The sequence below is a fragment of the Blastopirellula marina genome, assembly GCF_002967765.1.
Taxonomy (GTDB): domain Bacteria; phylum Planctomycetota; class Planctomycetia; order Pirellulales; family Pirellulaceae; genus Bremerella; species Bremerella marina_A.
Window position 1 is genome coordinate 189,334 of the sequence record NZ_PUHY01000006.1, and the last position, 22,074, is coordinate 211,407.

The following is a 22,074-nucleotide window of genomic DNA, read 5'->3' on the forward strand; positions in this document are numbered from 1 at the left end:
ATATCACGAACGATTCTAACGGAACCCTCAAGCCGTTTTCTGAGTTCAATTTATGCAAAACTTCGTGCTTCCGCGGTTGCGTTTGGGCATAACGGATAGGAATGCCGAGCATTCAGGATCTTTTTTTCAGCCGTAGTAACTTTGGCACAATAACTGGTCCCCCTCATCCCTCTTATTTAGTAGATGCCGCTTAGGCGACTGCGGCGTAGGACTCCAAGGCGTTGACATCTCCTTTTGAACACCGGCTTACCGAAGCCGAGATTGCGGCCCTCTACCAAGAGCACGGGGAAGAGCTGCGCAGGTTCCTTTGGGGGGTGGTCGCCGATTGGAATCAGGTTCAAGACATCATTCAAACTACGTTTCGCAAACTGGTAGAGGTGGGTCATGAAACTCAGCCTGATAGCCGCAAGGCTTGGCTGTTCCAAGTCGCCTACCGCGAAGCACTGGCCCATCGCCGGAAGCAAGGAACTCACAAGAGGGTTCTCGATCGTCTGCTGGAAAGCCAGCCGGAAGATTCGACCATTGAGGACGACCCCCTGGTTCGCGAGGAAATGACCGCCACGGTCCGCGAAGCCATCCAACAGCTTTCGCCCGACTTACAGCAAGTCTTGCGAATGCGAATTTATGAAGACAAAACGTTCGCCCAAATCGCAGAGGAGCTAGACATTCCTCTAGGAACAGCTTTGGGACGAATGCGAAATGCCATGCTTAAGTTACGCGGCAAGCTGGCCTGGACCCAGCGCGACGCCTAACCAACAACGAGAATCATCGAATGATCCGTAGTGTTGATTTTGTAGACTTCGATTCCGATGACGCCCGGTTCTTTGATGCCGTTCGTTACCTGCTGGACGAAATGAGTCCTTCCGAGGCAGAGCATTTTGAAGAGCAGTTGGCGACCGATCAATCGCTTCGAGAACTATTGGCCGAAGCGGTCCAGTTAACCCAAACAACCTATGCAGCGCACGTGCCTCTTACCGTTCCTACGGAGCATGCCTCGGTCGCGGCGGCCAGCACGACCGCTCCGGGGAACGGCACTTTGCCTATCGGTTTCTTCCTAGCCTTAGCGGCGTCGCTTTTGATTGCCGCAGTTGGCAGCGTGACGTTCTACTGGAATGAAGCAAACCACGACGTCGCCGGGCCAAGTCCCCCTAGCGAAGAAGTCCACTTGGCTTCGGCTTGGGCGGAACAATTCGAGTCGCAGTCGGATGAACTGGCGGAACTTTGGGAAGACGACCTTCTGACATTTACCTCGGTCGATGCACTTCCAGAGGAAAATGTCGAGGAGACGTTCCTTGCCGCTTCGCCCACGTCACCTCCCGCTTGGATGCTGAAGGCCTTGGCAGCCGAGCAGGACGATTCCCCCGTTCGCCCCTCCATGTAGTTTCTGTCCGTACCGTTGTCCCATTTAACGTTTCGATATTGCTGATGATGCTCGTTTCGACACCAGTTCGTTCTCTCGGGTTTGTTGCCTTGACGGCCTTGGCGGGATTGTTTGCCAGCGAGGTGGCCACAGCTCAAGACGCCAAAGTCCAAAAGGGCCGAACGGTTCCAGTAACCTCGAATGCCAACACAGACCGCCCTCGTCAGTTGGCTCAATCGATCGATGCCGAGAACAAACTCAGTCGACAGGAACGCGAGCAGCGAGAAGAACAAGCCTTGGCATTCGCCAAAGAACATCATCCGGCCCTCGAGAAACTACTGAAGCAATTGCGAGGTATGGACCAAAAGGAATACGGCCGGGCAATTCGCGAGCTTTATCGCGTGAGCGAACGACTTAGCTCGCTAAAAGATCGCAACCCGCGTCTGTATGAGTCACAGCTAAAGCTTTGGAAGGTCAACAGCAATGCCACGTTGCTGGCAGCCCGCTTGCAATTAAACCCTGGTAATGATGACCTGCGAAATCAGCTGCGTGAAGCACTGACCGAGAAACGCGAACTTCAAGTGAAGTTTATGAAGGAAGAACTCGAGCGAGCCCAACTCCGTGTCGAGCGTCTTGAACGCAACCTGGAACGCTTTGATGAAGAAAGCCAAGTGGCAATCGAACGTCAAATGCGTCAATTAGCAGCCCCGGATCGGCCTTCCAAAAAGAATCCGGAAAAGACAACCGACGGCAAGTGAGACGATTATTCCCACGACATCTTCTTACCCAAGAATCAGGTTCATGGTCACACCCCACGTTCCAAATACCGCGAAGGATAGCAGCCCAATGAATGCAATCACCTCTCGCTTTTGGTTATTGCTCGTAGCCGCCCTGGCTATCGTCATGACAAGTTCTGCCTCAGCGGAATCCCTCGGCAATGCCGAGCCTGATCTGAAGGTCGCCCCTACGATCATCGATCGGTTCACTCCGGAAGACGTTACCGAAACGCCCGACTTCCAGAAGCATGTTATCCCGTTGATGAGCCGTATGGGATGTAACGGACGCTCGTGCCACGGTTCGTTCCAAGGTCGAGGTGGCTTTATCCTCTCGCTATTCGGCTACGACTTCAAAGCGGACCACGCGGCAATCACCACCGGCGAAGAACCACGCGTCGACTTAGAATCGCCTGATGAAAGCTTGATCATCTTCAAGCCCACTGACGAAGACATGCACGAAGGTGGCCAGGTTTACGAACTTGGCAGCTGGGAACATCGCGTCCTGAAAAACTGGATCAAAGCTGGCGCCAAATTCGACGAGAGTCAGGTCGCCATCCTCGACCGTCTGGAAGTCACGCCCGAGGAAATCGTCTTCTCTGATAAAGATCAGACACAACAGCTAACCGCGATCGCAGTCTGGGCCGACGGCAGCCGGGAAGATGTCACCCCGCTTTGTCGCTTCACCACCAATGACGATCAAGTTGCCAACATCGATCGCGATGGTTTGGTTTCGTCCAACGAATCAGGGGACACGCATGTTGTCGTCGCGTACGACAAAGCGGTCATCGCCGTACCCGTCCTTCGCCCAGTGAGCCAGCTTATCGGTGAGAGCTATCCCGACGTCCCTGCGCCCACCAAGGTCGATCAGTTGGTCGTCCAGAAGTTACGCAAGATGGGAATCGTTCCGTCTGACCTAACCTCCGACGAGCAATTCCTCCGCCGCGTCAGCCTCGACATCGCTGGCACGTTGCCCACGCCGTCTGAAATCCGAGCGTTCAACGCCGATAGCAATCCAGACAAACGAGCTCAAAAGATCGATCAACTTCTTGAAACGCCTGCCTACGTCGCCAAGATGACGACGCTGCTTTGCGACATCACTGGCAATAACGATCAACAACTGGTCAACGTTTCTCCGATGCGAGTCGGCCCAGCCCAAGAGTGGTACGACTGGATTTACGATCGCGTTGAAAAGAATACGCCGTATGACCAAATCGCCGAAGGCATCATCCTCGCCCGTAGTCGATTGGAAGGGGAAAGCTACCGCGAATACTGTGAAGAGATGAGCGACATGTACCGCGAAGGGGACTCGTTCGCTGATCGCAAATACATGACACACTACTGGGCTCGCCGTGAGTTCCGTCAACCGGAAGAACGTGCCATCGCGTTTGCTTACGCGTTCATGGGTGTACGAATTCAGTGTGCCCAGTGTCATAAGCATCCGTTTGATGTTTGGTCGAAGAACGATTTTGACGAGTTCAAAACCTTCTTCACTGGGGCCCGCTTCGCGGCACAGCCCCCACGCAACGACCGCGATGCTTTTGACGAATACCAGGCGATGCTCGACAACCTGGATATCGACAAGACACTGCGCGGCAACCAGCAGCGCCGAGAATTTGCCAAGCAGCTGCAAAAGGGTAAGACCGTTCCCTTCCCCGAACTGGTCGTCACGCCCGTTCGCTCGAACGCTGTCCGTAACGCGAAGAACAAGAAGGACCGTGGCCTAGCCTCTCGTTCGCCAGAAGCACGCGTTTTAGGTGAAGAGGCGATTGATCTTCGCGATTATGAAGACGTCCGCGAGCCGGTCATGGAGTGGCTGCGTGGAAAGGACAATCCCTACTTCGCTCGGGCGATCGTCAATCGTGTTTGGGCAACCTACTTCAGTGCAGGTATCGTGAATCCCACCGACGATCTAAGCCTGGGTAATCCACCTAGCAATGCTCCCCTGCTCGATTACCTAGCTGAGCAATTCGTCGCCCACGATTACGACTTAAAGTGGCTACACCGTGAAATTGCCAACAGCCGTACTTACCAACTCTCGTGGGTTCCTAATGAAACGAACCGTTTTGATACTCGCAACTTCAGCCGCGCCGTGCCACGTCGCCTTCCGGCCGAAGTCGCGTACGACATCATTCAACAGGCGACCGCTGGGGACGAGACGATCGGAACGTACCTCTCCGACATCGACAAGCGAGCGATCGCGATCCCTGGCACACGCCTCACGGGCAATTCCTCCTATCCTCTGCAGATTTTTGGACGGAGCGAACGTGCCAGCAATTGCGATTGCGACCGCAGCATGGAAGCCACGTTGTTGCAAACAGTCTTCCTCCAAAACGACTTCAGCCTCCACTCAGCGATTGGAAGTAACCAAAGCTGGGTCGGAGAAGTCGGCCGATCGATGAAGCCGCAGATCGATAAGAAATCGACCCAAGAGCAACAAATCCAGGCTCAGATCAAGCGATTATACGAGCAACTTGGGAACGGACGTGACGCAATCCTGCGTTTAACTGAAAACGGTAACAAGCAACGGGCTTATGAAATCCGTCAGAAAGTGACCGCCGGCAGAAAGCGTCTGGAAAAACTGCGAAATCAACTCGACGAGCTCAAGACCGAGGCGAAGCAAAAACCAGTTGAAGAAGTCGCGTTCGATTCGCCTGCCGAGATGGTGGAGGAAGCCTATCTCCGTACACTCAGCCGTAAGCCGAGCGAGAAAGAGATGACGATCTCGCTGTCCCACTTCCAGGAAGCCAAAGATCCCGTAGCGGGCCTTCATGACCTGATGTGGGCTTTGCTCAACACCAAAGAGTTCATCGTTAATCACTAAACGAGTTCTCTTTTCACTTTACAGTTCCCACAAACACTTCCCATCAATAAACGGTTCAAGGATCTTCGCATGCCCAGTAATCGAACATGTGACGGAGTACGCCGACGTGACTTCCTGAAGGTCGGCGTCATGGGTGGAATTGGTATGAATTTGGCCACCTACATGTCGATGGCCGAAGCAGGTCAAGTCGAATCTGGCGGCAAGGCCAAAGCTGGGATCTTCGTCAACTTGAATGGTGGGCCAACCCATATCGATACCTTCGATCCCAAGCCAAACGCCCCAAGCGAATATCGCGGCGAATTCTCTCCGATCAAGACGAATGTCCCAGGTATCGAGCTCAGCGAGCACTTGCCGAAACTGGCACAACAGGCCGACAAGTATGTGGTCCTGCGTGGCGTATCGCATACGTTGGCGGCCCACAATCTGGGTACCGAATACGTCAATACGGGGACGCGTCCATTGGCGTCGCTGCAGTATCCTGCTTACGGTTCGGTCGTCACCAAAGAGCTTGGTGGCCCAGAAGATCTTCCCTCGTTCGTGGCCATCCCCCGTAGCTCACACTCGGCTGGTTATCTCGGTGTGAAATACGCTCCCCTGGCAACCAATAGTACGCCCAAGCCGGGACAGGCTTATTCGGTGCGCGGAATCAGCTTGTCCGGCGGGCTTACTATCGAAACGGTCGAACGTCGCCACAAGTTATTAGCGGAACTCGATCAAACGTTTGCCGGGTTTGAGTCTGATGATCAACTACTCGATGGCCTCGATCGTTTCAGCCACCAGGCCCACTCGATCATCACCTCGAAGAGGGCTCGGGCTGCGTTCGACGTCGAACAGGAGAACCCCAAGTTTGCGAAACCGTTTGAAGCCGACGACTTCAGCATGAGCTGCTTGCTGGCAATTCGATTGATCGAAAGTGGCGTCCGCTTTGTCACCATCACCAATGGTGGTTGGGACACGCACACCGACAACTTCGCTCGCCTGAAAGACAACCTGCTGCCAAAGCTGGATAACGGCCTGGCTGCCTTGTTCAACGGTTTGCACACGCGTGGTCTTCTCGATTCGACGGGCGTATTCGTGACCGGCGAATTTGGTCGTACGCCGAAAATCAACGGTCGTGGTGGTCGCGATCACTATCCTCGCTGCATGACCATGCTCATGGCAGGCGGTGGCATCCAAGGTGGTCAGGTCATCGGCGAAAGCGATGAAAAGGCAACCTTGCCGAAGGATGGCGAAGGCTTCAAGCCTGACGATGCGGCTGCTTCGTTCTTCTATAACCTGGGCATCGATCACACCAAAGAATATCACACCAACACCGGCCGACCGATCACCATCGTGCGCGACGGCAAGGTAATTCGCCAGCTCTTCTCATAATGCATGAAGAGTGGCACCTTTCGAGTTTTCACACTTCGTTAACTTTTCCCCCTACTCATTCGGAGTCCCTGTTTTATGTCTCGTTGTAGCACCCTGTTGATGTTCGCGCTGGTAGCCCTTGTCTCCGTCGGATCCGCCTTTGGCGCCGATGAAGATGCCAAACCGAAAAAGAATCAGCGCAAGAATGCCAATCCTGGAATCTTTGGCCAGGTCATGAAGCTTGACCTTTCCGAAGAACAGAAAGCCAAGGTCGTGGCCATTCGCAAAGAATTTGGCCCCAAGTTGGCCGAACTGACCAAAGCCGTCGGCATGACGAAGGAAGACCGTCAAGCTCGCATGGCCGCCCAGAAAGAAGCCAAAGAAAAAGGCTTAAAGGGCAAAGAAATGCGTGATTACGTCAACGCCAAGTCTCCACTAACCGACGAGCAACAAGAAGCTCAGAAAGCGGTCATGGAACTTAACGGCAAGATTCGCGAAAAGCTGGCGAGCGTTCTGACCGACGAACAAAAAGAAAAGCTCGGTTTCAATAAGAAGAAGCCCGGTGCGAATAAAAAGAAAAAGGCCGAGTAGGCTCCCCCCAAAGCGATCATCGCCTGCCGGAATTGGCTAAGTGCCTGCATCTGGCAGCATCGATCTGAGAAGCGGACCGACCAATTCGGTCCGCTTTTTTCGTTTCTTGGCGGTAAAATTGTTTTTATCCAGCAAAACAGGCCCAATCCGAGCTTGCCCTGGTCGCCCCCCGTTGGCGATGATCTTGGTCACCGCGTAACCTAAACTAAGACATGAACTTCCTTCGCCACCTATTTAACCGAAACCAGACGCCTCAGCCGTGGAAAAACCAGGGCTTGGGTCTGCTCGTGCTCCTGGTTCTGCTGGGCGCTGCGTTGATCTATGTTCCCAGTTGGATCGCCAGCATCATTCGTGAAGGCAACGAGCTTGGTGCGGTAGGCAAATGGGTCTACTTCGGGATTGTCGGTGTCGGGTCCGTTTTGGTTGTTGGCACGTTCAGTTACCTGGTCTGGACGCTGTATGTGGCCAAGCTTCGTAAAGAGCATCGTCGCGAAATCCGCAACCGTAGTCCTCACGAGCTCTCTTCCGACGAACGACGAAACGAACTCGAAGAAAACCTTCGCAATATCTCCGACCTTCAAGGCGAGATGTTCGATGGCGACTTCCGCGATCAGGTCGATCCCATGATCGATCGGATTGAAGCTAAGCTAGAAGGAGGCAATCTCGAGATCATCGCCTTTGGGACAATCAGTAGCGGTAAGTCGTCGCTTCTGAATGCCTTAGCCGGCCGCGATACGTTCAGTATGGATGTCGTCGGCGGGACAACCGTTCACCGGAATCAGGTCGAGTGGCCCGGCAACAACAAAGTTCAATTAATCGATACCCCTGGGCTAGGTGAAGTAGATGGTGCCCTCCATCAAGAAATCGCGACCGACTCGGCCCAAGATGCCGATATCGTTCTCTTGGTCGTCGACGGTCCGCTCAGGCATAGTGAATTCGAGCTTCTAGAACTCCTTGCTCGTATGGATAAACGGGTCTTGGTTTGTCTCAACAAAGAAGACTGGTTTACCGACAGTGACAAGGCCAAGCTGCTGCAACAGATCACGCAGCAAACCAAGGAATTCATTCAAGCGGAAGACATCCTCTCGGTTCGTTCCCGCACCACCAAACGTCGGCGTATTCGCGTGCTGCCGGATGGCCAGGAAATCGAAGAGGAAGTCGACGTCCCGCTCAGCATCGAACCACTCGCGCGCCGCATGATGCAGGTCATCAAAAAAGATGGCACCGATCTCTTGTTGGCTAACTTGTTGATGCAATCGCGCGGACTCGTCGAGAAGGCCCGTAAAGAGGTCGAAGCGTCGATCGATCGCCAAGCCAATCAGTTAATCAACCGATACATGTGGGCCGCCGGGGGTACCGGGGCCCTGACCAGTCCGCTGCCGGTCGTCGACATCGCCGCAGGCGTGGCAATATCGACCAAAATGGTCGTCGACTTGGCGAAGATCTATCGCCAGGATGTCGATCTTGATGTGGCCGTGAGCCTGCTTGGGCAACTGGGCAAACAGCTTTTGGGTTACCTTGGAGTTCAATTAGCCGCTCCGGTAATTACCATGGCGGTGGCCTCGATGCTGAAGAGTGTCCCGGGCCTTGGAACAATCACTGGCGGTGCCCTGCAAGGTATCGTGATGGCGTTGGTCACCCGCTGGATCGGTAGTGTCTTCATGGTCTACTTCAAAAATGGTATGCAGGAACCGGAAGGTGGTTTGGCCGCGCTTGCCCGCCGCGAGTGGGAGAACGTGACCGATACTCAGTACCTGCGAAAATTGGTTCAGGAAGCTCGACAACGCTATGCAGAACGAAAGTAACGCCCCAAAGGAGAGCGATTCCGATCTGCCGCCGACCAATCCCACGCCGGAAAACACGAGCGAGGAAGCGGCCTTGGCTAAGGCAGAATCGAGTACGGCGTCCAATCTCTCTGACGACCGCCGCTATCTTGATGCGCTGCAATCGGTCCGCCACACTCTTGATCGCTTCCGCGGTTGCAGCGAGCAGGAAAAGGAACTGCTACGTCAGGACCTGAGCCAGCTGCAAACCATGGAGACGAAGCTAACCTCAGGCCGGGTCGAGATTGTTGTCTTCGGCGAAATCAGCACCGGGAAGTCAGCGTTGATCAATGCGTTGGTCGGTGAAGCCGTGACCGAAGTCGATATCCAAGGAGGCTGGACGAAAGAAATCTGGCACGTTGCCTGGAATGGCGCCGGTTACCGAATCCCAGGATTGGCCAATAGCGAAGTCGTGCTGATCGATACGCCAGGCATCAACGAGGTAGGTGGTGCTGATCGAGGTGAGATGGCCCAAGATACCGCTCGCCAGGCGGACGTCATCCTGTTCGTCATCGATTCCGACTTAAACGAAACCGAGTATTCGGCGTTAGTAGCGTTGGCTTCAGTCAACAAACCGATCATCGTGGTGTTAAACAAGGTCGACCTCTACTCCAAGAAAGAGCGTGAACGTCTCGACGAGATCCTGGCACAGCGTTTGGAAGGCATCGTTCCGCTCGAAAGTATTGTCGAAACCGCCGCTCAACCGAAGGAAGTTGAGTACATCATCCAACAAGCGGACGGCACCGAACGAAGCGAATGGCGAAATCCACCTCCCAAGATTGAAGACTTGAAACTGCGGCTCTTGGAAGTGTTGGAAGAGGACGGTTTAGGCTTACTGGCACTTAACGCAGCGATGTACGCAGCTGACAAGTCGGATCGTGTTGCCGCGTTAAAAGTGAAGATCCGCGATCGACGTGCGAATCAAACGGTTTGGAGCTTCGCGGTTGCTAAAGCAGTGGCCGTCGGTGCGAATCCGGCCGCGTTCTTCGATGTCCTGGGTGGAAGTGCCGTCGATCTCGCGATGCTGCGAGCGTTGGCGCACATCTACGGCATCGATATGACTTGGTCCAACGTCGAAAAGTTGGCAACCAGCATCCTTCAAGCCGCCGGCTGGACCATTACCGCGGAACTCGGTACACATGCCCTCAGTTCGTTCGTCAAAGCAGCGACCCTCGGCTGGGGAACCGTGCTGACGGCACTTCCCCAAGGTGCCGCGGCTGGCTACGGTTCCTACATTGTTGGCAAGGCAGCGAAGTACTACTTCGAGCATGGCGCAAGCTGGGGCGACGAAGGTCCAAAGACGGTGGTGAAACGGATTCTGGCGGAAACCGACAAGAAATCAGTGCTTCAAGATCTCAAGCAAGAGATCCAGAAGAAGCTACACCTTAATCGTCACTCGGACGACAAATAGCTTACGCCCGGCGGTTACGTTTGGGGATGCTTTTGCTCGACTTCGTCGATACCACGTTGGATCAGTGCTGTAAGGACGTCTTGATCGACGTCCTCGAGCTTTTTGATGTAGAGACAACCTTTGCCAGTCTTGTGTTTGCCTAGCTTGGCCAACAAATCGGCACTTTGCTGAATGTCGCAGCTGAGGTAGAGACTCAACTGGCTCTTACGTGGGGCGAACCCCACGATCATCATGTCTCCCTCGTGACCCGATGCGTACTTGTAGTGATACGCGCCGAACCCGACGATGCTTGGCCCCCACATTACCGCTTTCTCGCCGGTAGCGGACTTCATCATCTTCACGAGTTGTTTACAGTCTTTTCGCTGTTGAGGATCTTCCAGTTCGTTGATGAACTTGGTGGGACTAACACCGGTTGGCTTCGTCTTATTTTCCGCCATCTTCCGATTTCACCTCAGCAGCGTTGCGACCATTGGGCTTTCACAAGCAATTCACTCATCCACAAACCGACACTACGTGATCGACGCGTCATAGATCTTTTGGATCGAAGTATCGAGCATCGAGTTGAACTCTTCGTCGGTTTGCTTCGCCGAAAGTCCTTCCAGCAAAGCACGCGAGAAACTGGCCACCACGCCATGATTTGCCCGTAGTTTGCCGTCTGCTTCCTGTTGGGAATAACCGCCCGACAGGGCCACCACGCGAACGATTGCCGGATGGTTCACGAAGTCCGCGTAAAGGTCTGCCTTTTCAGGCAGGGTCAGCTTCAGCATGACCAACTTGCCATCGTCCAGGGCGTCCAGCTTGGCGGAAATTGCTGCTTTGAGCAGGTCTTCTGCTTTCGCTTTCTCGGGGCAATGGATATCAACTTCCGGTTCGATAATCGGCACCAAGCCAGCTGCGATGATTTGCTCAGCGACCTCAAACTGCTGATCAACGATCTTGGTAATTCCGCTAGGACTAGCCTGCTTGATTACCGAACGCATTTTCGTGCCGAAGATATGCTTCGCATTGGCTCGCTCTAGTAGCTCGGCCAGTTGAGGCATTGGCTTCATGATTTGAACGCCATCGTCTTCCGCCGCAAGTCCCTTATCGACTTTCAGGAAAGGAACCACGTTCTTGACTTCCCACAGGTAGTCCGCGGTTGGCTGACCTTCGATCGCACGATCCATCGTTCCTTCAAACAAGATCGCGCCGAGGATCCGTTCTCCAGTGAACCCAGGACTGGTGATCACGCGGCTACGCATTTGATGCACCAGGTCGAACATCTCTTCTTCGTTCGACCAAGCGTCGCCAGCCACGCCGTACAACTCCAGGGCATGTGGCGTACTGCCACCGCTTTGATCCAAAGCAGCGACAAACCCTGGATGGGACTTCATCTTTTTCAATTGTGCTTCGTTCATGGCATCCCTTTCATCTTGCGATAGATTCGGATCAGGTTGTTGGTGGAACTATCGTGTTCCAGTTCCGGCTGCTCCGAAGACTCTAGTTCGGGAATAATACGCTGGGCCAGTTTCTTACCGAGTTCGACCCCCCATTGATCGAACGAATCAATGTTCCAAATGATCCCTTGCGTGAAGACGCTGTGTTCATACAACGCAACTAGTTTACCCAAGAGAGCCGGCGTCAGGCTTTCTGCGAGCAGCACGTTGGAAGGTCGATTCCCTTCAAACACACGGTGAGGCACCAGCCAATCGGCGGTTCCTTCGGCTTTGACTTCTTCGGCTGTCTTGCCGAACGCCAGTGCTTCCGCTTGGGCGAAAACGTTGGCCTGGAGCATGTCATGATGACGCCCCAGTGGGTTTAGCGACTTGCCGAACGCGATGAAGTCGCAAGGAATCAGTCGCGTTCCCTGGTGAATCAGCTGATAGAACGAGTGCTGGCCGTTCGTGCCCGGCTCGCCGAACAAGATCGGTCCGGTGTTGTAGTCGACGCGTTTGCCATCGACGGTGATGTACTTGCCGTTGCTCTCCATCGATAGCTGCTGCAAGTAGGCAGGGAAACGTTTTAAGTATTGATCGTACGGCAACACGGCGACCGTTTCCGCGCCGAAGAAATCGTTGTACCAGATCGACAGCAGCCCCATCAAAACCGGCAAGTTTTCCTCGAAGGGAGCGGTGCGGAAATGCTCGTCCATTTCGTGGAAACCACTCAACATTTCCAGGAAGCCTTCCGGACCAATGGCCAGCATCGTCGAAAGACCGATCGACGAGTCCATCGAATAACGACCACCAACCCAATCCCAGAAACCAAACATATTGGCCGTATCGATACCAAATTCGGTAACCTTCTCGGCGTTGGTCGAAACCGCGACAAAGTGCTTGGCAACCGAGCTTGCTTCGCCACCAAACGCCGCCAGCGACCAGTCACGGGCCGTGTTGGCATTGGTCATCGTTTCCAAGGTGGTAAACGTCTTGGAGGCCACGATGAAAAGAGTCTCTTCCGGATCGAGATCAATCACCGCTTCCGCGAAGTCGGTACCATCGACATTCGAGACAAAGCGGAAGGTGAGATCACGCTGGCAATAATGCTTCAGCGCTTCATAGGCCATCACGGGGCCAAGGTCGGAACCGCCGATGCCGATGTTAACGATGTTCTTGATTCGCTTGCCGGAATGCCCCTTCCATTCCCCAGAGCGAACACGATTAGCAAACGCGGTCATCCGGTCGAGAACTTCATGTACGCCAGGAACAACGTTTTCGCCATCGACAGTGATGGTCGATCCACGTGGGGCCCGCAATGCGACGTGCAGTACGGCACGGTCTTCGGTCAGATTGATTTTCTCACCGCTGAACATCGCATCGATACGTTCGCGGAGGCCTGACTCCTTGGCCAAGTCGACCAGCAGCTTGAGGGTTTCTTTCGTGACGCGATTCTTTGAGTAGTCGAGAAATAGGCCTACCGCCTCGGTCGACATTTGCTCGCCACGCTTTGGATCGTCGGCAAACATCTGCCGCATGTGCAGATCACGGATTTCTTCAAAGTGAGCAGTCAGCTTTTTCCATGCTTGACGATCAGAAAGGGATTGAATCTGAGCGGTCACAGTTTTCTCCTGGGTAGGCAATCTCGAGCACGTATATCAGGTCACCGTCGGGGCGACAATTATCTCGTTGGCAACTGCCTGGCATCCCGTCAGCAGCGATGGATGGCATGGCAGCAGCATCCCTTATTGTACGGTTTGAGGAAATGAGTCTGAAACCCGGGTGCCGTTAAGATTATTCACGACTGCCTGATTCCTTTCCGAGCTATTGCTATCTTGCTGCTACCAAACGCCATCCTCGCCCGCCAGTCCATCGATCCGAAAGTAGACACCAACCACGCAAATTCCAATCGACCAAAAGAAGATACGACCAAGCGCCAGACCGCCAACAAGCCAAATTCACCTCCCAATAGGCATAACGCCTTCTAGCCAACTCGATCCTATTTGAAACCCTAGGCTGGCTTCTTATCCTGCTCTTCGTCCAGGTTGATATCGAACTGCGACATGGTTGATCCCTCGAGGCAAGTATCTAGCTGGCGTTTACGGGCAATTCATCAACATAGCAGCAGCGATAGCAATTCCCAGCTTTTTCTTGCGATGTTAACCCAAGTCATGGCCCCTCCACTTTCTCTCCAATTCGGTACACTGAAAGAATGCAACGCTTGAAAGAAGAATCCCCGCGGATTTCACCATGGAGCGGTCCACATGATGCAACTTGGTTTTGTTACCGCAATCATCCCGGAAGCAGATCTCGAACAGGTATTCGCTACGGCTGCGGCGTACGATTATGACTGCGTAGAAGTCGCCTGCTGGCCAGCGAAAGGTCCTGGACAAAGCTATGGCGGTACGGCGCATATCGACGTCGCCAAGCTGGATACTCGCTACGTCGCGGAAATTAAGCAACTGATGCACAAGTATGAAGTGCAGATCAGTGCCCTAGCCTACTACCCGAATCCGCTATCCACCAACGAGGAGGAAGCGAAGGTCGCAACAGATCATATCTGCCAGGTGATCGCGGCTGCGGCCGAACTAGGCATTGGGCAGATGAATACTTTCATCGGACGCGATCCAGCCAAGTCGGTCGACGAAAATTGGCCACGCATGCTCGACACATGGGGCCCTCTGATCGAATTCGCTGAGCAGTATCAAGTAAAGGTTGGGATCGAGAATTGTCCCATGTTGTTCAACGATCAACAGTGGCCAGGTGGACTTAATCTGGCAACGACTCCGGCGATCTGGCGTCGCTTGTTTCAAGATCTTTCAAGCTCCGCGTTAGGCTTGAACTACGATCCCTCGCATTTGGTTTGGCAGCAGATCGACTATCTACAACCGCTGAAAGAGTTCGCATCGCGCCTGTTTCATGTCCATGCCAAGGATACTCGAGTTGATTGGCACGCTTTAAAGGATGCCGGTATTTATGCGATGCCGACTCACTTTCACGCCGACAAACTGCCCGGCCTGGGGGACGTCGACTGGGGGAGCTTCGTGGCTATGCTGGGCAACGTTGGCTATCGCGGCCCGGTTTGTGTCGAGGTGGAAGACGCCGCGTACGAAGGATCTCTCGATGACCGTTACCTGGCCTTAAAACAAAGCAGCCATTACTTGCGCAACTTCATTCCACGCCGTTATTCCACGATTCCTACGCGAAAGTAAACGTCCATGAAATACCGGTACGAAGATCTGGCCAAGATGATCGACCACGCTCTCTTACATCCCACGCTGACTGATGCCGAGCTTGAGTCGGGCTGCCAGGCTGCGATCGCTTATGAAGTCGCTTCTGTCTGCATCAAACCCTACTATGTCAAACGTGCCGTGGAAATCTTAGCCGGCAGCGGCGTCGCAGTTGGAACCGTAATCGGTTTTCCCCATGGAAGTAACAGCACTGAAGTTAAACGATACGAGACCGAACAGGCGTGTCGTGACGGGGCTGTCGAAATCGACATGGTGATCAACATTGGTAAGGCAATGAGCGGCGATTGGGACTTCGTGTTTCACGATATCCAAGCGGTCTGTCAGGAAGCCCACCGCCATGGTGCGAAGGTAAAAGTCATCCTCGAGAACGACTACCTGGGCAGCGGCGGAGCTGGCCTAACGAGCGATCAACTAAAAACCAAGCTTTGCCAAATCTGCGAAGCGGCAGGCGCCGACTGGGTGAAAACCTCCACAGGCTTCGGCTTCGTCAAGCAAGATGGTGGGGGCTACGGCTATCAGGGTGCTACGGAACACGATCTCAAGTTAATGCGAAAAGCTTGTTCCGCGAACGTTCAAGTGAAAGCATCCGGCGGTGTGCGTGACTTAAAGGGTCTGGTCCGCGTGCAAGAACTTGGAGCAACGCGTTGTGGTACGAGCGCGACCCGGGCAATCCTAGATGCCTACAACGCTGATAAGCCGATCGAATCGAGTCCCAGCAAAAGCGGGCAACTGGGGCAAGGCGGCTATTAATTCGTCACCTTTCGCGGCTTAAGCGTAGAATGGAGAGATCACGATTTCCTGCCTGCCGTTTTGCCTACCGAAGAAAATGCGTCGATTCGCCCTACTCCCCGTGATGATTCTGCTATTGGCTGCTACTGAAAAGTTGCCTGCCCAGTCGACTTATATCAGCGACGTACCGGTGGGGATCGATTGGATCGTCGTCCCAGATGGCAATCCAATGTCGCCCGAGAAAATCGAACTCGGCAAGCAACTATTTTTTGACAAGCGACTCTCTGGCGATCAATCGGTAAGTTGCTCGACTTGCCACGACCCCGACAAAGGCTGGGCAGATGATCGCAGATTCAGCCAAGGCGTGCGTGGTGCGTTAACTTCACGAAACGTTCCGAGTATCGTAAACGTGGGTCTCCATCGCACCTTTTTCTGGGATGGACGCGCGGCGTCGCTCGAAGAGCAAGCGTTGTTTCCCCTGGAAAACCCGGCTGAAATGGATATTCGCCTTGAACAGTTAGAAGAACGGCTGCGCGGTATCACCGGCTATCGGCATCAATTCGAAGCGATTTTCTCAGACGGCATAACTGCAGAGAACATCGCAAGGGCATTGGCTTCTTTTCAGCGGACGATTCTGGCCGGCGAAACTCCTTACGATCAGTTCCGGGGTGGCCACGCAGATGCCCTTGATGGCGAAATCGGTCAAGGTAGCGGCATCTTCTTTGGAAAAGCCCACTGCGGCAACTGCCACATCGCCAAAATCTACACGGACCACCAATTCCATAATATCGGCACCGGTCTCGACACGGGTACACAAGATCGTGGCCTGGCCACGCTTACCGGACGGGAAGAGGACGTCGGAAAATTTCGTACTCCCCTGCTCCGCGACTTGGCGCGAACGGCCCCCTACTTTCACGATGGCAGCAAGGCAACGCTAGAAGAAGTGGTCGACTTCTACAACGAAGGAGGCGGCAAGAATCCGCGACTCGATAAGCACATCGTGCCACTGAAATTGACCGACGACGAGAAGAAGGCCTTAATCACCTTCTTACGAGAAGGACTTCGTAGCCGCGATTACCCGCGAATCAAACGCCCGAAGTTGCCGGAATAGTTACGGCGTTGGGTCTGCCTCACGCTCTGGTTCGAGGCATTCGAGCTCGGTGTAGAACATCGCGGCAGGATCGATACGGTTCTTCTTCAAGAACGCCTCGCGCTCGCGGACCAGTTCCGTATCTGACAATCTTGGCAGAACGAAGCCCCAAACTACGATCACTGCCAGGACGATTCCGGACAGTGCAATCCAACCCTTGGCTTGACTATGGAATGGCACTTTCAGATCCTGGGAAGAAGACCTTGAATGCCAAGTAAGCCATGATCAATGTCAGAATCAAGTTCAACGTTTGACCGCAGATGTAAAGGATCAACGGCTTGCCACCATGGAACTGCGACGACAATTGGCGGAAGTTCATATCGATCCCGATGCAGACAAACGCCAGGCAGAACAACCAACCGCGAAGCCCTTTGGTTACGGCCGTTGTGCCACTAACTAACAAGTCGCCCTGATCTGCGTAGGCATAAATGAGCGAAGCAATGATCGAGGCGCCGATAAAGCCGAGCACGAACTTGGGGAAACGTTTCCAGATTTCACTGATATCAACTTTCGGCTTTGCACCGTCTTCCGATTCGTGCCGTGTTGTCCAGTACACCGCGACGCCGAAGGCAATCACGCCGATCAAAATGTTCTGAATCATCTTGACGGTCGCGGCAACTTCTAAAGCTCGATCCCCTAGCAAGCCACCTGCGACGGCAACCGCTCCGGTGGCATCAATCGTTCCACCGATCCAAGCCCCACCCACAACTTCGTCGAGCCCCATCGCTTTGATCAGGGCTGGCATCACGACCATCATCCCGGCCGTGAAGCAGAGCGAAAGCCCAATCGCGACCGAAAGTTCTTCCTTCTTCGCTTTACAGGCTGCGGCTGTGGCAATCGCTGCAGAGACACCACACACCGACATATCGGCTGATATCGTCATGTTGAGCGAGGCCGATTTCATCTTTAAGACACGCTGACCAAACCAGAACGTCGTGATCAACACGATCGGCGTGACCACCCAAGCAATCAATATACCTGGCTGGCCAAGCGTCATCAGCTTGTTGAAAAGCACCTCGGCCCCCAGCAGAACCAAGCCAGTCTTGATGTACATCTCTGTCCGAATGGCTGCTTCGCCGAATGCGCCGAATGCCTGCTTGCCGATGGTGTTACCGATCGCCAAACCAACGATAAGCGCCCACAAAGCGTATTCGAGGTTGTAACTCTTAATAAACGATTGCCCTGCCAAAACGTAAGAGAGTGTGGCTAAGGCAAACAAGATGAGGAAGCCGACTAAGAAGTGACCTGGATTCGCTGCAGGCCGCATCAGCGGAGCAAGTAGCGAGAGGAAGACGGCCAGAATCAACATCACCCCAAGTGTCCCTTGCCAGGTTGGCTTTGGCTTTTCGCCGCCACCCAGGAAAGAATCGACTGGATTGCGATCCCATCCGCCCGGTTTACCAACCCAAGTCTTCAATGGGTTTACAATCGCGGTAACCTCTTGGTTATCACCTTCCCCTTCAACTTGCCGCTCCCCCATTCCCATGGTCAATGCAAAGCAGAGTACCAAAAGGACCACGCCAGCGATAATGGCGATGATGTCTTCAGAAAGACCTGGTGGAGGTGGTAAAATTTCAACAGTATCGGAGGTCGATTCTGGTGCGGGATCGTCAGTCATAGGTGGGCAATCAGGCGGGAGCCAAGGTGCGGGCTAAACAAGTCTGTCCCTGGAATATAACCCAACTCGTTATGCGTCCCAAGCCAAACCGGCGCAAGATCTTCGGTGGATCACCGAATAGTGTGAGATAGCAAACAGTAGCCCTGCTTAATAAACTCTGAAAAGTGTTCCGACAAAGTTTCTGGCTTAGATCGCTGCACCACCAGCCCCAGATGGGTTAGAATGCGAAATGGCCAATTGCAGGAAAGTGTGAAGTAGCCTACTTTCCGAAAAATTACCATCGAGAAGACTCCCCCAACTTGGAGGTCCCGGCGTAGGCAGCACATGGTTCCTGATGAGACTGCCCTCAGCAATTTGAAGGATAGTGAGCGCGTTGTGCTCTATCCGACCTACGCCTATCCCGATGTGGATCGCGGCGGGTGGGTGCTGCAGGTTCACGGAAGTGTCTTCGAGGCGGTTCCGGAGAATCTTCCGCGCAAGGTCATGATCCGTCTGCTGGCCCGCTTAATGGGCGCGACCCAGGAACAACTCGAGACGAGCATCTTTCGCCAACGCATCCTCGGCTTTACCGTTCATCAGCACAGCGGCAAGAAAATCGCTGTGAAGATTGGGGAAAAGGTCTATCCTCTCGAAGCCAAGTCGAAGAAGAACGGACAGTTCCGCGGAACAATCTTTATTCCCGATAAAGATGTCGACACGATCGCCATGACAGTCGGAGCCACGCGTCACGTGCGCTATGCGATTCACTCCGAATTCGACGTCGCCACGCCCCTGGATGGCTTGGTCCGCTTGATCGACGACGAGGGGATTTCAGTCATCTCAGACATCGACGACACGGTCAAGCATACGCATGTGTCGACTCGTAAAGACATGTTGGCCAATACGTTCCTACACGAGTTTGCCACTGTGCCTGGCATGGTCGAGCTTTACCAGAAGTGGTACGAGCAGGGCGCGGCGTTTCACTATGTTACCAGCAGCCCTTGGCAGTTGTTCGAGCCTCTCTCGGACTTGTTTCACCAAAAAGGTCTGCCTGGCGGCTCGTTTCACATGAAGAGTGTTCGTTTTCGCGATCCCACCGTGCTGCAGCTTTTTATTGCTCGGCGGTGGGGAAAGCGCAAAGCGATCAAGCAGATCTTGCGCACCTTCCCAAAACGAAAGTTCGTCATGGTGGGTGATTCGGGCGAAAAAGATCCCGAAACGTACGGCGTGATGGCGCGGAGATACCCTGATCAGATTCTGAAGATCTTCATTCGCGATCTAGGCGGCAAAAAGTCGAACGATCAGCGATACACGAAAGCATTCCGCAACTTGCCCGATGACAAGTGGGAACGGTTTACGTGCGCATCGCAGCTACAAGAGTACGACCTGCCCCAAGTCGAAGATCGGTCGTCCTCAGACGACTAATCATGTTGCAAAGAAAATGCCCCAAGTGAAATCTCAGAGTTGGGTGTATCCCAGCCCTGTGATGATTTCGTACATCTCTTCGTAAGTAATGAATCTTCGTCGATTGCGCAGTTTGTACTCGTCGATCGCCAATGCCAACTGTTGCGCCCCTGGTGACAAGTCTTCATGACTGTTGGTGAACTGACGACGCTCGAAAACAGGGCTATCCCCCGGCTTACGAGGACTTCGGCGGTCCACAAAGGGTGTCGTTGTTGCTGGTTGGTTCATCTTAGACATCTCCGGTCGGCTATATCTTTAGCACCCGTGATCATCTAGAACGGGTCTTCAAAACGTAGATCGCACGTTACCGATGTCAACCAACGCCGGCAGTCGAACGAACGACGGTTTGCCGTAACCCCAGCCGAATGCCCTACGATCGATTCAGTCGCTACAAAGCGAACAAGAAAAAGGCAAAAAGGTTAGCGCCGCCATGCATTCTGGGCTTGCTGACGGTAAACAGGTAGCCTGCCGACTAGCTGCAAAGCGGCACCATGTTGTGGATTAACCTGCAAAACTGAGTTCACCGCGAATTCGGCGCGAGCCAGCCGTCCTGCGGCGACCTCACACTCAGCCCAGGCAAAGAGCAACTCTTCCGAAAGCTCATTGGATTCGGCCAGCTCAGCCAAGCAGTCGGCAGCTTCGACATTCCTTCCCAGGTCACGATAGGCGAGCGCCTGCTCGATACCAACGTCAGGCGGCAATCGCTGACCGAACTCCGCCTGATGCACCTGAGAAATACAAGCCAACGATTGGCCAGGCTGTCCCAAGCGGCGATAGGTCGATGCAAGACGAAGCTGCACCTCGCGATCCATGATCTCGCCGTTGTTGGCTGCGCGGATATAGGAGAGTTTAGCCGAAGCCAGATCGTTCCTTATTAAAGCCAAGTCGCCCTGTAGTTTCCAAGCCTCAGCGTATTTGGGATCGCATTCAATTGCTCGGTTGGCCGCGATGTGTGCTTCGGTCGGCTCCCCTGAATCGAGATACATCCGTCCCAAACGGGTATGAATTGCCGGATCGTCATTCGCCAGGGGAAGCATCTCTTCCATTTCTTGGATCGCTTCTTCGCGTTTGTCCGTCTTCCACAGAGTCTCGGCGTAATGCATTCGAGCCTGGACATCGTAGGGGCTGTACTGCTTGGCCTCGGCCAGATACTTGGTGGCATTATCCCAATCGTTACGGTGCATCGCCTGGACACCCCGTTGGGTGAGCTGACGTGCTTGAACGATCCGATCGTGGGAAGCTTGTGCCCGGCCGAACGTACTGCATCCGCTTGCGCACGCTAGCAGCGCAGCAAGCGTGAGGCCGCTTGCGCACAACGCGCGACGATTCGCGAATCGAGTAGTTGTCGTTCTGCCCATAGAATTCCGTGCGAGTCCATTCGCCTTAGGAAGTCGGTCGCGAGAGACTACCAAACTGACGTCTCCAGGCCTATATCAGGCTCGGCAAGCCTTGCCCAGTGGCGATAGGCAAAGGCGACAAACCCGCTAAAATACGAAGAATTGTGCTCGATTGACTTCTATCTCCAACGCATCGAAGGCCGCCGTGGTTGCCACGTACGACAGTTTGGGCGTTAAGTTCTCGTACCCTGAGAACTGGCGCGTTACCGAAGATCAAACCAACGCCTGGCCGCGAAGTGTCTCGGTTCACAGCCCTACCGAGGCATTTTGGTCATTGATGATCTACGAACCAGGAACCGAGCTCGAGGCCCTGGTCGAAGCGGTTCGGGATGCTCTGAGTGAGGAATACACCGATTTTGAGTCGGTTTCGGCCGAACAGACGATCGAAGGGGTCGATCTGATCGGTTGCGATCTCAGCTTCTACTGCCTTGATTTTCTCGTCCAAGCTAAGATTCGCGCCCTAATGTTGGGAGTGCGACCTTGCGTGATCTTATATCAAGGCGAGGATCGTGAATTCGAAGAATTGGACCCGGTTTTTAATGCCATCACCCACGATCTGATTCGCGAGTAACGTTCGCCCCAGGCAGCTGAAGCGACGAGACTGGCAAACGGACATCGCTGTCCTTTATAATCCCGTGTGATGGCGGATCATCCAACGACGATTCTCAACTGAGAGGGGAGTAACTCGCGATGTCGACATCCACGGATCTCCACGAAGAAACCATCCAAAAGATTGGCGAATGCTCCGGTCAGGTGTGGGGATACCTTTCAACCGAAGGTCCTGCCACAATCACGAAATTGACTAAGGAAGTCGGCGAGAAGAAGGACCTCGTCCTGCAGGCCGTCGGCTGGCTCGCTCGCGAGAACAAGCTGTACTTCTTCGAGAAAGGGCGCAATAAACTGATCGGTTTAATCGATCATGTCCCGCCCACGGAATGA

Annotated in this window: 21 protein-coding genes; 14 read left to right on the forward strand and 7 right to left on the reverse strand. The window is 54.0% G+C overall.

The features are described 5' to 3' along the window. Positions 1-221: 221 nt before the first annotated feature. The 8 genes from C5Y83_RS08775 to C5Y83_RS08810 all read left to right on the forward strand — a co-directional run bounded on the left by C5Y83_RS08775 (position 222) and on the right by C5Y83_RS08810 (position 10,132). Positions 222-752: an RNA polymerase sigma factor gene (locus tag C5Y83_RS08775; RefSeq protein ID WP_105329301.1), complete on the forward strand. Its 531-nt coding sequence runs from the start codon at positions 222-224 to the stop codon at positions 750-752. Between the two features lie 20 nt (positions 753-772). Continuing rightward, positions 773-1,381 carry a hypothetical protein gene (locus tag C5Y83_RS08780; protein ID WP_105329302.1) on the forward strand — a complete coding sequence of 203 codons (609 nt, stop codon included), beginning with the start codon at positions 773-775 and terminating at the stop codon, positions 1,379-1,381. Between the two features lie 44 nt (positions 1,382-1,425). Then, positions 1,426-2,118, forward strand: coding sequence for a hypothetical protein (locus tag C5Y83_RS08785; protein ID WP_105329303.1), 693 nt, complete (start codon positions 1,426-1,428; stop codon positions 2,116-2,118). A gap of 88 nt (positions 2,119-2,206) precedes the next feature. Further along, the gene (locus tag C5Y83_RS08790) at positions 2,207-4,957 is read left to right on the forward strand and encodes a DUF1549 domain-containing protein (RefSeq protein WP_105329304.1); all 2,751 of its coding nucleotides are present in this window, start codon (positions 2,207-2,209) and stop codon (positions 4,955-4,957) included. Between the two features lie 69 nt (positions 4,958-5,026). After that, positions 5,027-6,328 carry a DUF1501 domain-containing protein gene (locus C5Y83_RS08795; RefSeq protein WP_105329305.1) on the forward strand — a complete coding sequence of 434 codons (1,302 nt, stop codon included), beginning with the start codon at positions 5,027-5,029 and terminating at the stop codon, positions 6,326-6,328. A gap of 75 nt (positions 6,329-6,403) precedes the next feature. Next, complete coding sequence (locus C5Y83_RS08800) at positions 6,404-6,898, forward strand: Spy/CpxP family protein refolding chaperone (RefSeq protein ID WP_105329306.1); 495 nt, start codon at positions 6,404-6,406, stop codon at positions 6,896-6,898. Between the two features lie 212 nt (positions 6,899-7,110). After that, on the forward strand, positions 7,111-8,703 hold the full coding sequence (locus C5Y83_RS08805; protein ID WP_105329307.1) for a YcjF family protein: 1,593 nt from the start codon (positions 7,111-7,113) through the stop codon (positions 8,701-8,703). Beyond that, complete coding sequence (locus tag C5Y83_RS08810) at positions 8,687-10,132, forward strand: YcjF family protein (protein WP_105329308.1); 1,446 nt, start codon at positions 8,687-8,689, stop codon at positions 10,130-10,132. Before C5Y83_RS08805 ends, C5Y83_RS08810 begins: the two co-directional genes overlap by 17 nt. Before the next feature lie 14 nt (positions 10,133-10,146). Here the strand turns inward: C5Y83_RS08810 and C5Y83_RS08815 are convergent, their stop codons facing one another. The 3 genes from C5Y83_RS08815 to pgi form a co-directional block, all read right to left on the reverse strand. Then, complete coding sequence (locus C5Y83_RS08815; RefSeq protein ID WP_105329309.1) at positions 10,147-10,569, reverse strand: DUF1801 domain-containing protein; 423 nt, start codon at positions 10,567-10,569, stop codon at positions 10,147-10,149. A gap of 72 nt (positions 10,570-10,641) precedes the next feature. Continuing rightward, on the reverse strand, positions 10,642-11,529 hold the full coding sequence (locus C5Y83_RS08820) for a fructose bisphosphate aldolase (RefSeq protein WP_105329310.1): 888 nt from the start codon (positions 11,527-11,529) through the stop codon (positions 10,642-10,644). Further along, complete coding sequence (gene pgi, locus C5Y83_RS08825; RefSeq protein WP_105329311.1) at positions 11,526-13,169, reverse strand: glucose-6-phosphate isomerase; 1,644 nt, start codon at positions 13,167-13,169, stop codon at positions 11,526-11,528. Before pgi ends, C5Y83_RS08820 begins: the two co-directional genes overlap by 4 nt. Before the next feature lie 642 nt (positions 13,170-13,811). Here pgi and C5Y83_RS08830 point away from each other — a divergent pair. The 3 genes from C5Y83_RS08830 (at position 13,812) to C5Y83_RS08840 (ending at position 16,638) form a co-directional block, all read left to right on the forward strand. Next, entirely contained in the window at positions 13,812-14,759 is a 948-nt protein-coding gene (locus tag C5Y83_RS08830) for a sugar phosphate isomerase/epimerase family protein (protein WP_233207168.1), read from the forward strand. 6 nt (positions 14,760-14,765) lie between these two features. After that, positions 14,766-15,548 (forward strand): deoxyribose-phosphate aldolase, encoded by a 783-nt coding sequence (gene deoC / locus C5Y83_RS08835; protein WP_105329312.1) that lies wholly within the window; start codon positions 14,766-14,768, stop codon positions 15,546-15,548. A gap of 76 nt (positions 15,549-15,624) precedes the next feature. Continuing rightward, positions 15,625-16,638 (forward strand): cytochrome-c peroxidase, encoded by a 1,014-nt coding sequence (locus C5Y83_RS08840; protein ID WP_105329313.1) that lies wholly within the window; start codon positions 15,625-15,627, stop codon positions 16,636-16,638. Here C5Y83_RS08840 and C5Y83_RS08845 read toward each other — a convergent pair whose 3' ends face one another. Together C5Y83_RS08845 and C5Y83_RS08850 are read right to left on the reverse strand one after the other, a co-directional pair. Next, positions 16,639-16,857 carry a hypothetical protein gene (locus C5Y83_RS08845; RefSeq protein WP_105329314.1) on the reverse strand — a complete coding sequence of 73 codons (219 nt, stop codon included), beginning with the start codon at positions 16,855-16,857 and terminating at the stop codon, positions 16,639-16,641. Further along, positions 16,844-18,295: a YeiH family protein gene (locus C5Y83_RS08850; RefSeq protein WP_105329315.1), complete on the reverse strand. Its 1,452-nt coding sequence runs from the start codon at positions 18,293-18,295 to the stop codon at positions 16,844-16,846. The genes C5Y83_RS08845 and C5Y83_RS08850 overlap by 14 nt, the downstream gene beginning before the upstream one ends. 324 nt (positions 18,296-18,619) lie before the next feature. Between C5Y83_RS08850 and C5Y83_RS08855 the strand changes: the two genes are divergently transcribed. Next, positions 18,620-19,699, forward strand: a complete 1,080-nt coding sequence (locus C5Y83_RS08855; RefSeq protein ID WP_105329316.1) for an App1 family protein — start codon at positions 18,620-18,622, stop codon at positions 19,697-19,699. Positions 19,700-19,732: 33 nt separating this feature from the next. On the opposite strand, the gene C5Y83_RS08860 is transcribed toward C5Y83_RS08855, so the two are convergent. Both C5Y83_RS08860 and C5Y83_RS08865 read right to left on the reverse strand, forming a co-directional pair. Then, positions 19,733-19,966 carry a hypothetical protein gene (locus C5Y83_RS08860; RefSeq protein ID WP_105329317.1) on the reverse strand — a complete coding sequence of 78 codons (234 nt, stop codon included), beginning with the start codon at positions 19,964-19,966 and terminating at the stop codon, positions 19,733-19,735. A gap of 191 nt (positions 19,967-20,157) precedes the next feature. After that, complete coding sequence (locus C5Y83_RS08865) at positions 20,158-20,922, reverse strand: tetratricopeptide repeat protein (protein ID WP_158262296.1); 765 nt, start codon at positions 20,920-20,922, stop codon at positions 20,158-20,160. A gap of 325 nt (positions 20,923-21,247) precedes the next feature. Between C5Y83_RS08865 and C5Y83_RS08870 the strand changes: the two genes are divergently transcribed. Together C5Y83_RS08870 and C5Y83_RS08875 are read left to right on the forward strand one after the other, a co-directional pair. Next, on the forward strand, positions 21,248-21,706 hold the full coding sequence (locus C5Y83_RS08870; protein ID WP_146117716.1) for a hypothetical protein: 459 nt from the start codon (positions 21,248-21,250) through the stop codon (positions 21,704-21,706). A gap of 119 nt (positions 21,707-21,825) precedes the next feature. Continuing rightward, positions 21,826-22,074 (forward strand): winged helix-turn-helix domain-containing protein, encoded by a 249-nt coding sequence (locus tag C5Y83_RS08875; RefSeq protein WP_105329320.1) that lies wholly within the window; start codon positions 21,826-21,828, stop codon positions 22,072-22,074.

What these genes read in the sequence shown, in the direction of transcription:
- C5Y83_RS08855 (WP_105329316.1), top strand. Translation starts at nt 18,620, where the DNA reads ATGGTTCCTGATGAGACTGCCCTCAGCAATTTGAAGGATAGTGAGCGC.
- C5Y83_RS08865 (WP_158262296.1), bottom strand. Translation starts at nt 20,922, where the DNA reads ATGCACCGTAACGATTGGGATAATGCCACCAAGTATCTGGCCGAGGCC.
- C5Y83_RS08810 (WP_105329308.1), top strand. Translation starts at nt 8,687, where the DNA reads ATGCAGAACGAAAGTAACGCCCCAAAGGAGAGCGATTCCGATCTGCCG.
- C5Y83_RS08840 (WP_105329313.1), top strand. Translation starts at nt 15,625, where the DNA reads ATGCGTCGATTCGCCCTACTCCCCGTGATGATTCTGCTATTGGCTGCT.
- C5Y83_RS08780 (WP_105329302.1), top strand. Translation starts at nt 773, where the DNA reads ATGATCCGTAGTGTTGATTTTGTAGACTTCGATTCCGATGACGCCCGG.
- C5Y83_RS08830 (WP_233207168.1), top strand. Translation starts at nt 13,812, where the DNA reads ATGATGCAACTTGGTTTTGTTACCGCAATCATCCCGGAAGCAGATCTC.
- C5Y83_RS08860 (WP_105329317.1), bottom strand. Translation starts at nt 19,966, where the DNA reads ATGAACCAACCAGCAACAACGACACCCTTTGTGGACCGCCGAAGTCCT.
- C5Y83_RS08820 (WP_105329310.1), bottom strand. Translation starts at nt 11,529, where the DNA reads ATGAACGAAGCACAATTGAAAAAGATGAAGTCCCATCCAGGGTTTGTC.
- C5Y83_RS08795 (WP_105329305.1), top strand. Translation starts at nt 5,027, where the DNA reads ATGCCCAGTAATCGAACATGTGACGGAGTACGCCGACGTGACTTCCTG.
- C5Y83_RS08800 (WP_105329306.1), top strand. Translation starts at nt 6,404, where the DNA reads ATGTCTCGTTGTAGCACCCTGTTGATGTTCGCGCTGGTAGCCCTTGTC.
- C5Y83_RS08785 (WP_105329303.1), top strand. Translation starts at nt 1,426, where the DNA reads ATGATGCTCGTTTCGACACCAGTTCGTTCTCTCGGGTTTGTTGCCTTG.
- C5Y83_RS08815 (WP_105329309.1), bottom strand. Translation starts at nt 10,569, where the DNA reads ATGGCGGAAAATAAGACGAAGCCAACCGGTGTTAGTCCCACCAAGTTC.
- deoC (WP_105329312.1), top strand. Translation starts at nt 14,766, where the DNA reads ATGAAATACCGGTACGAAGATCTGGCCAAGATGATCGACCACGCTCTC.
- C5Y83_RS08790 (WP_105329304.1), top strand. Translation starts at nt 2,207, where the DNA reads ATGAATGCAATCACCTCTCGCTTTTGGTTATTGCTCGTAGCCGCCCTG.
- C5Y83_RS08805 (WP_105329307.1), top strand. Translation starts at nt 7,111, where the DNA reads ATGAACTTCCTTCGCCACCTATTTAACCGAAACCAGACGCCTCAGCCG.
- C5Y83_RS08875 (WP_105329320.1), top strand. Translation starts at nt 21,826, where the DNA reads ATGTCGACATCCACGGATCTCCACGAAGAAACCATCCAAAAGATTGGC.
- C5Y83_RS08850 (WP_105329315.1), bottom strand. Translation starts at nt 18,295, where the DNA reads ATGACTGACGATCCCGCACCAGAATCGACCTCCGATACTGTTGAAATT.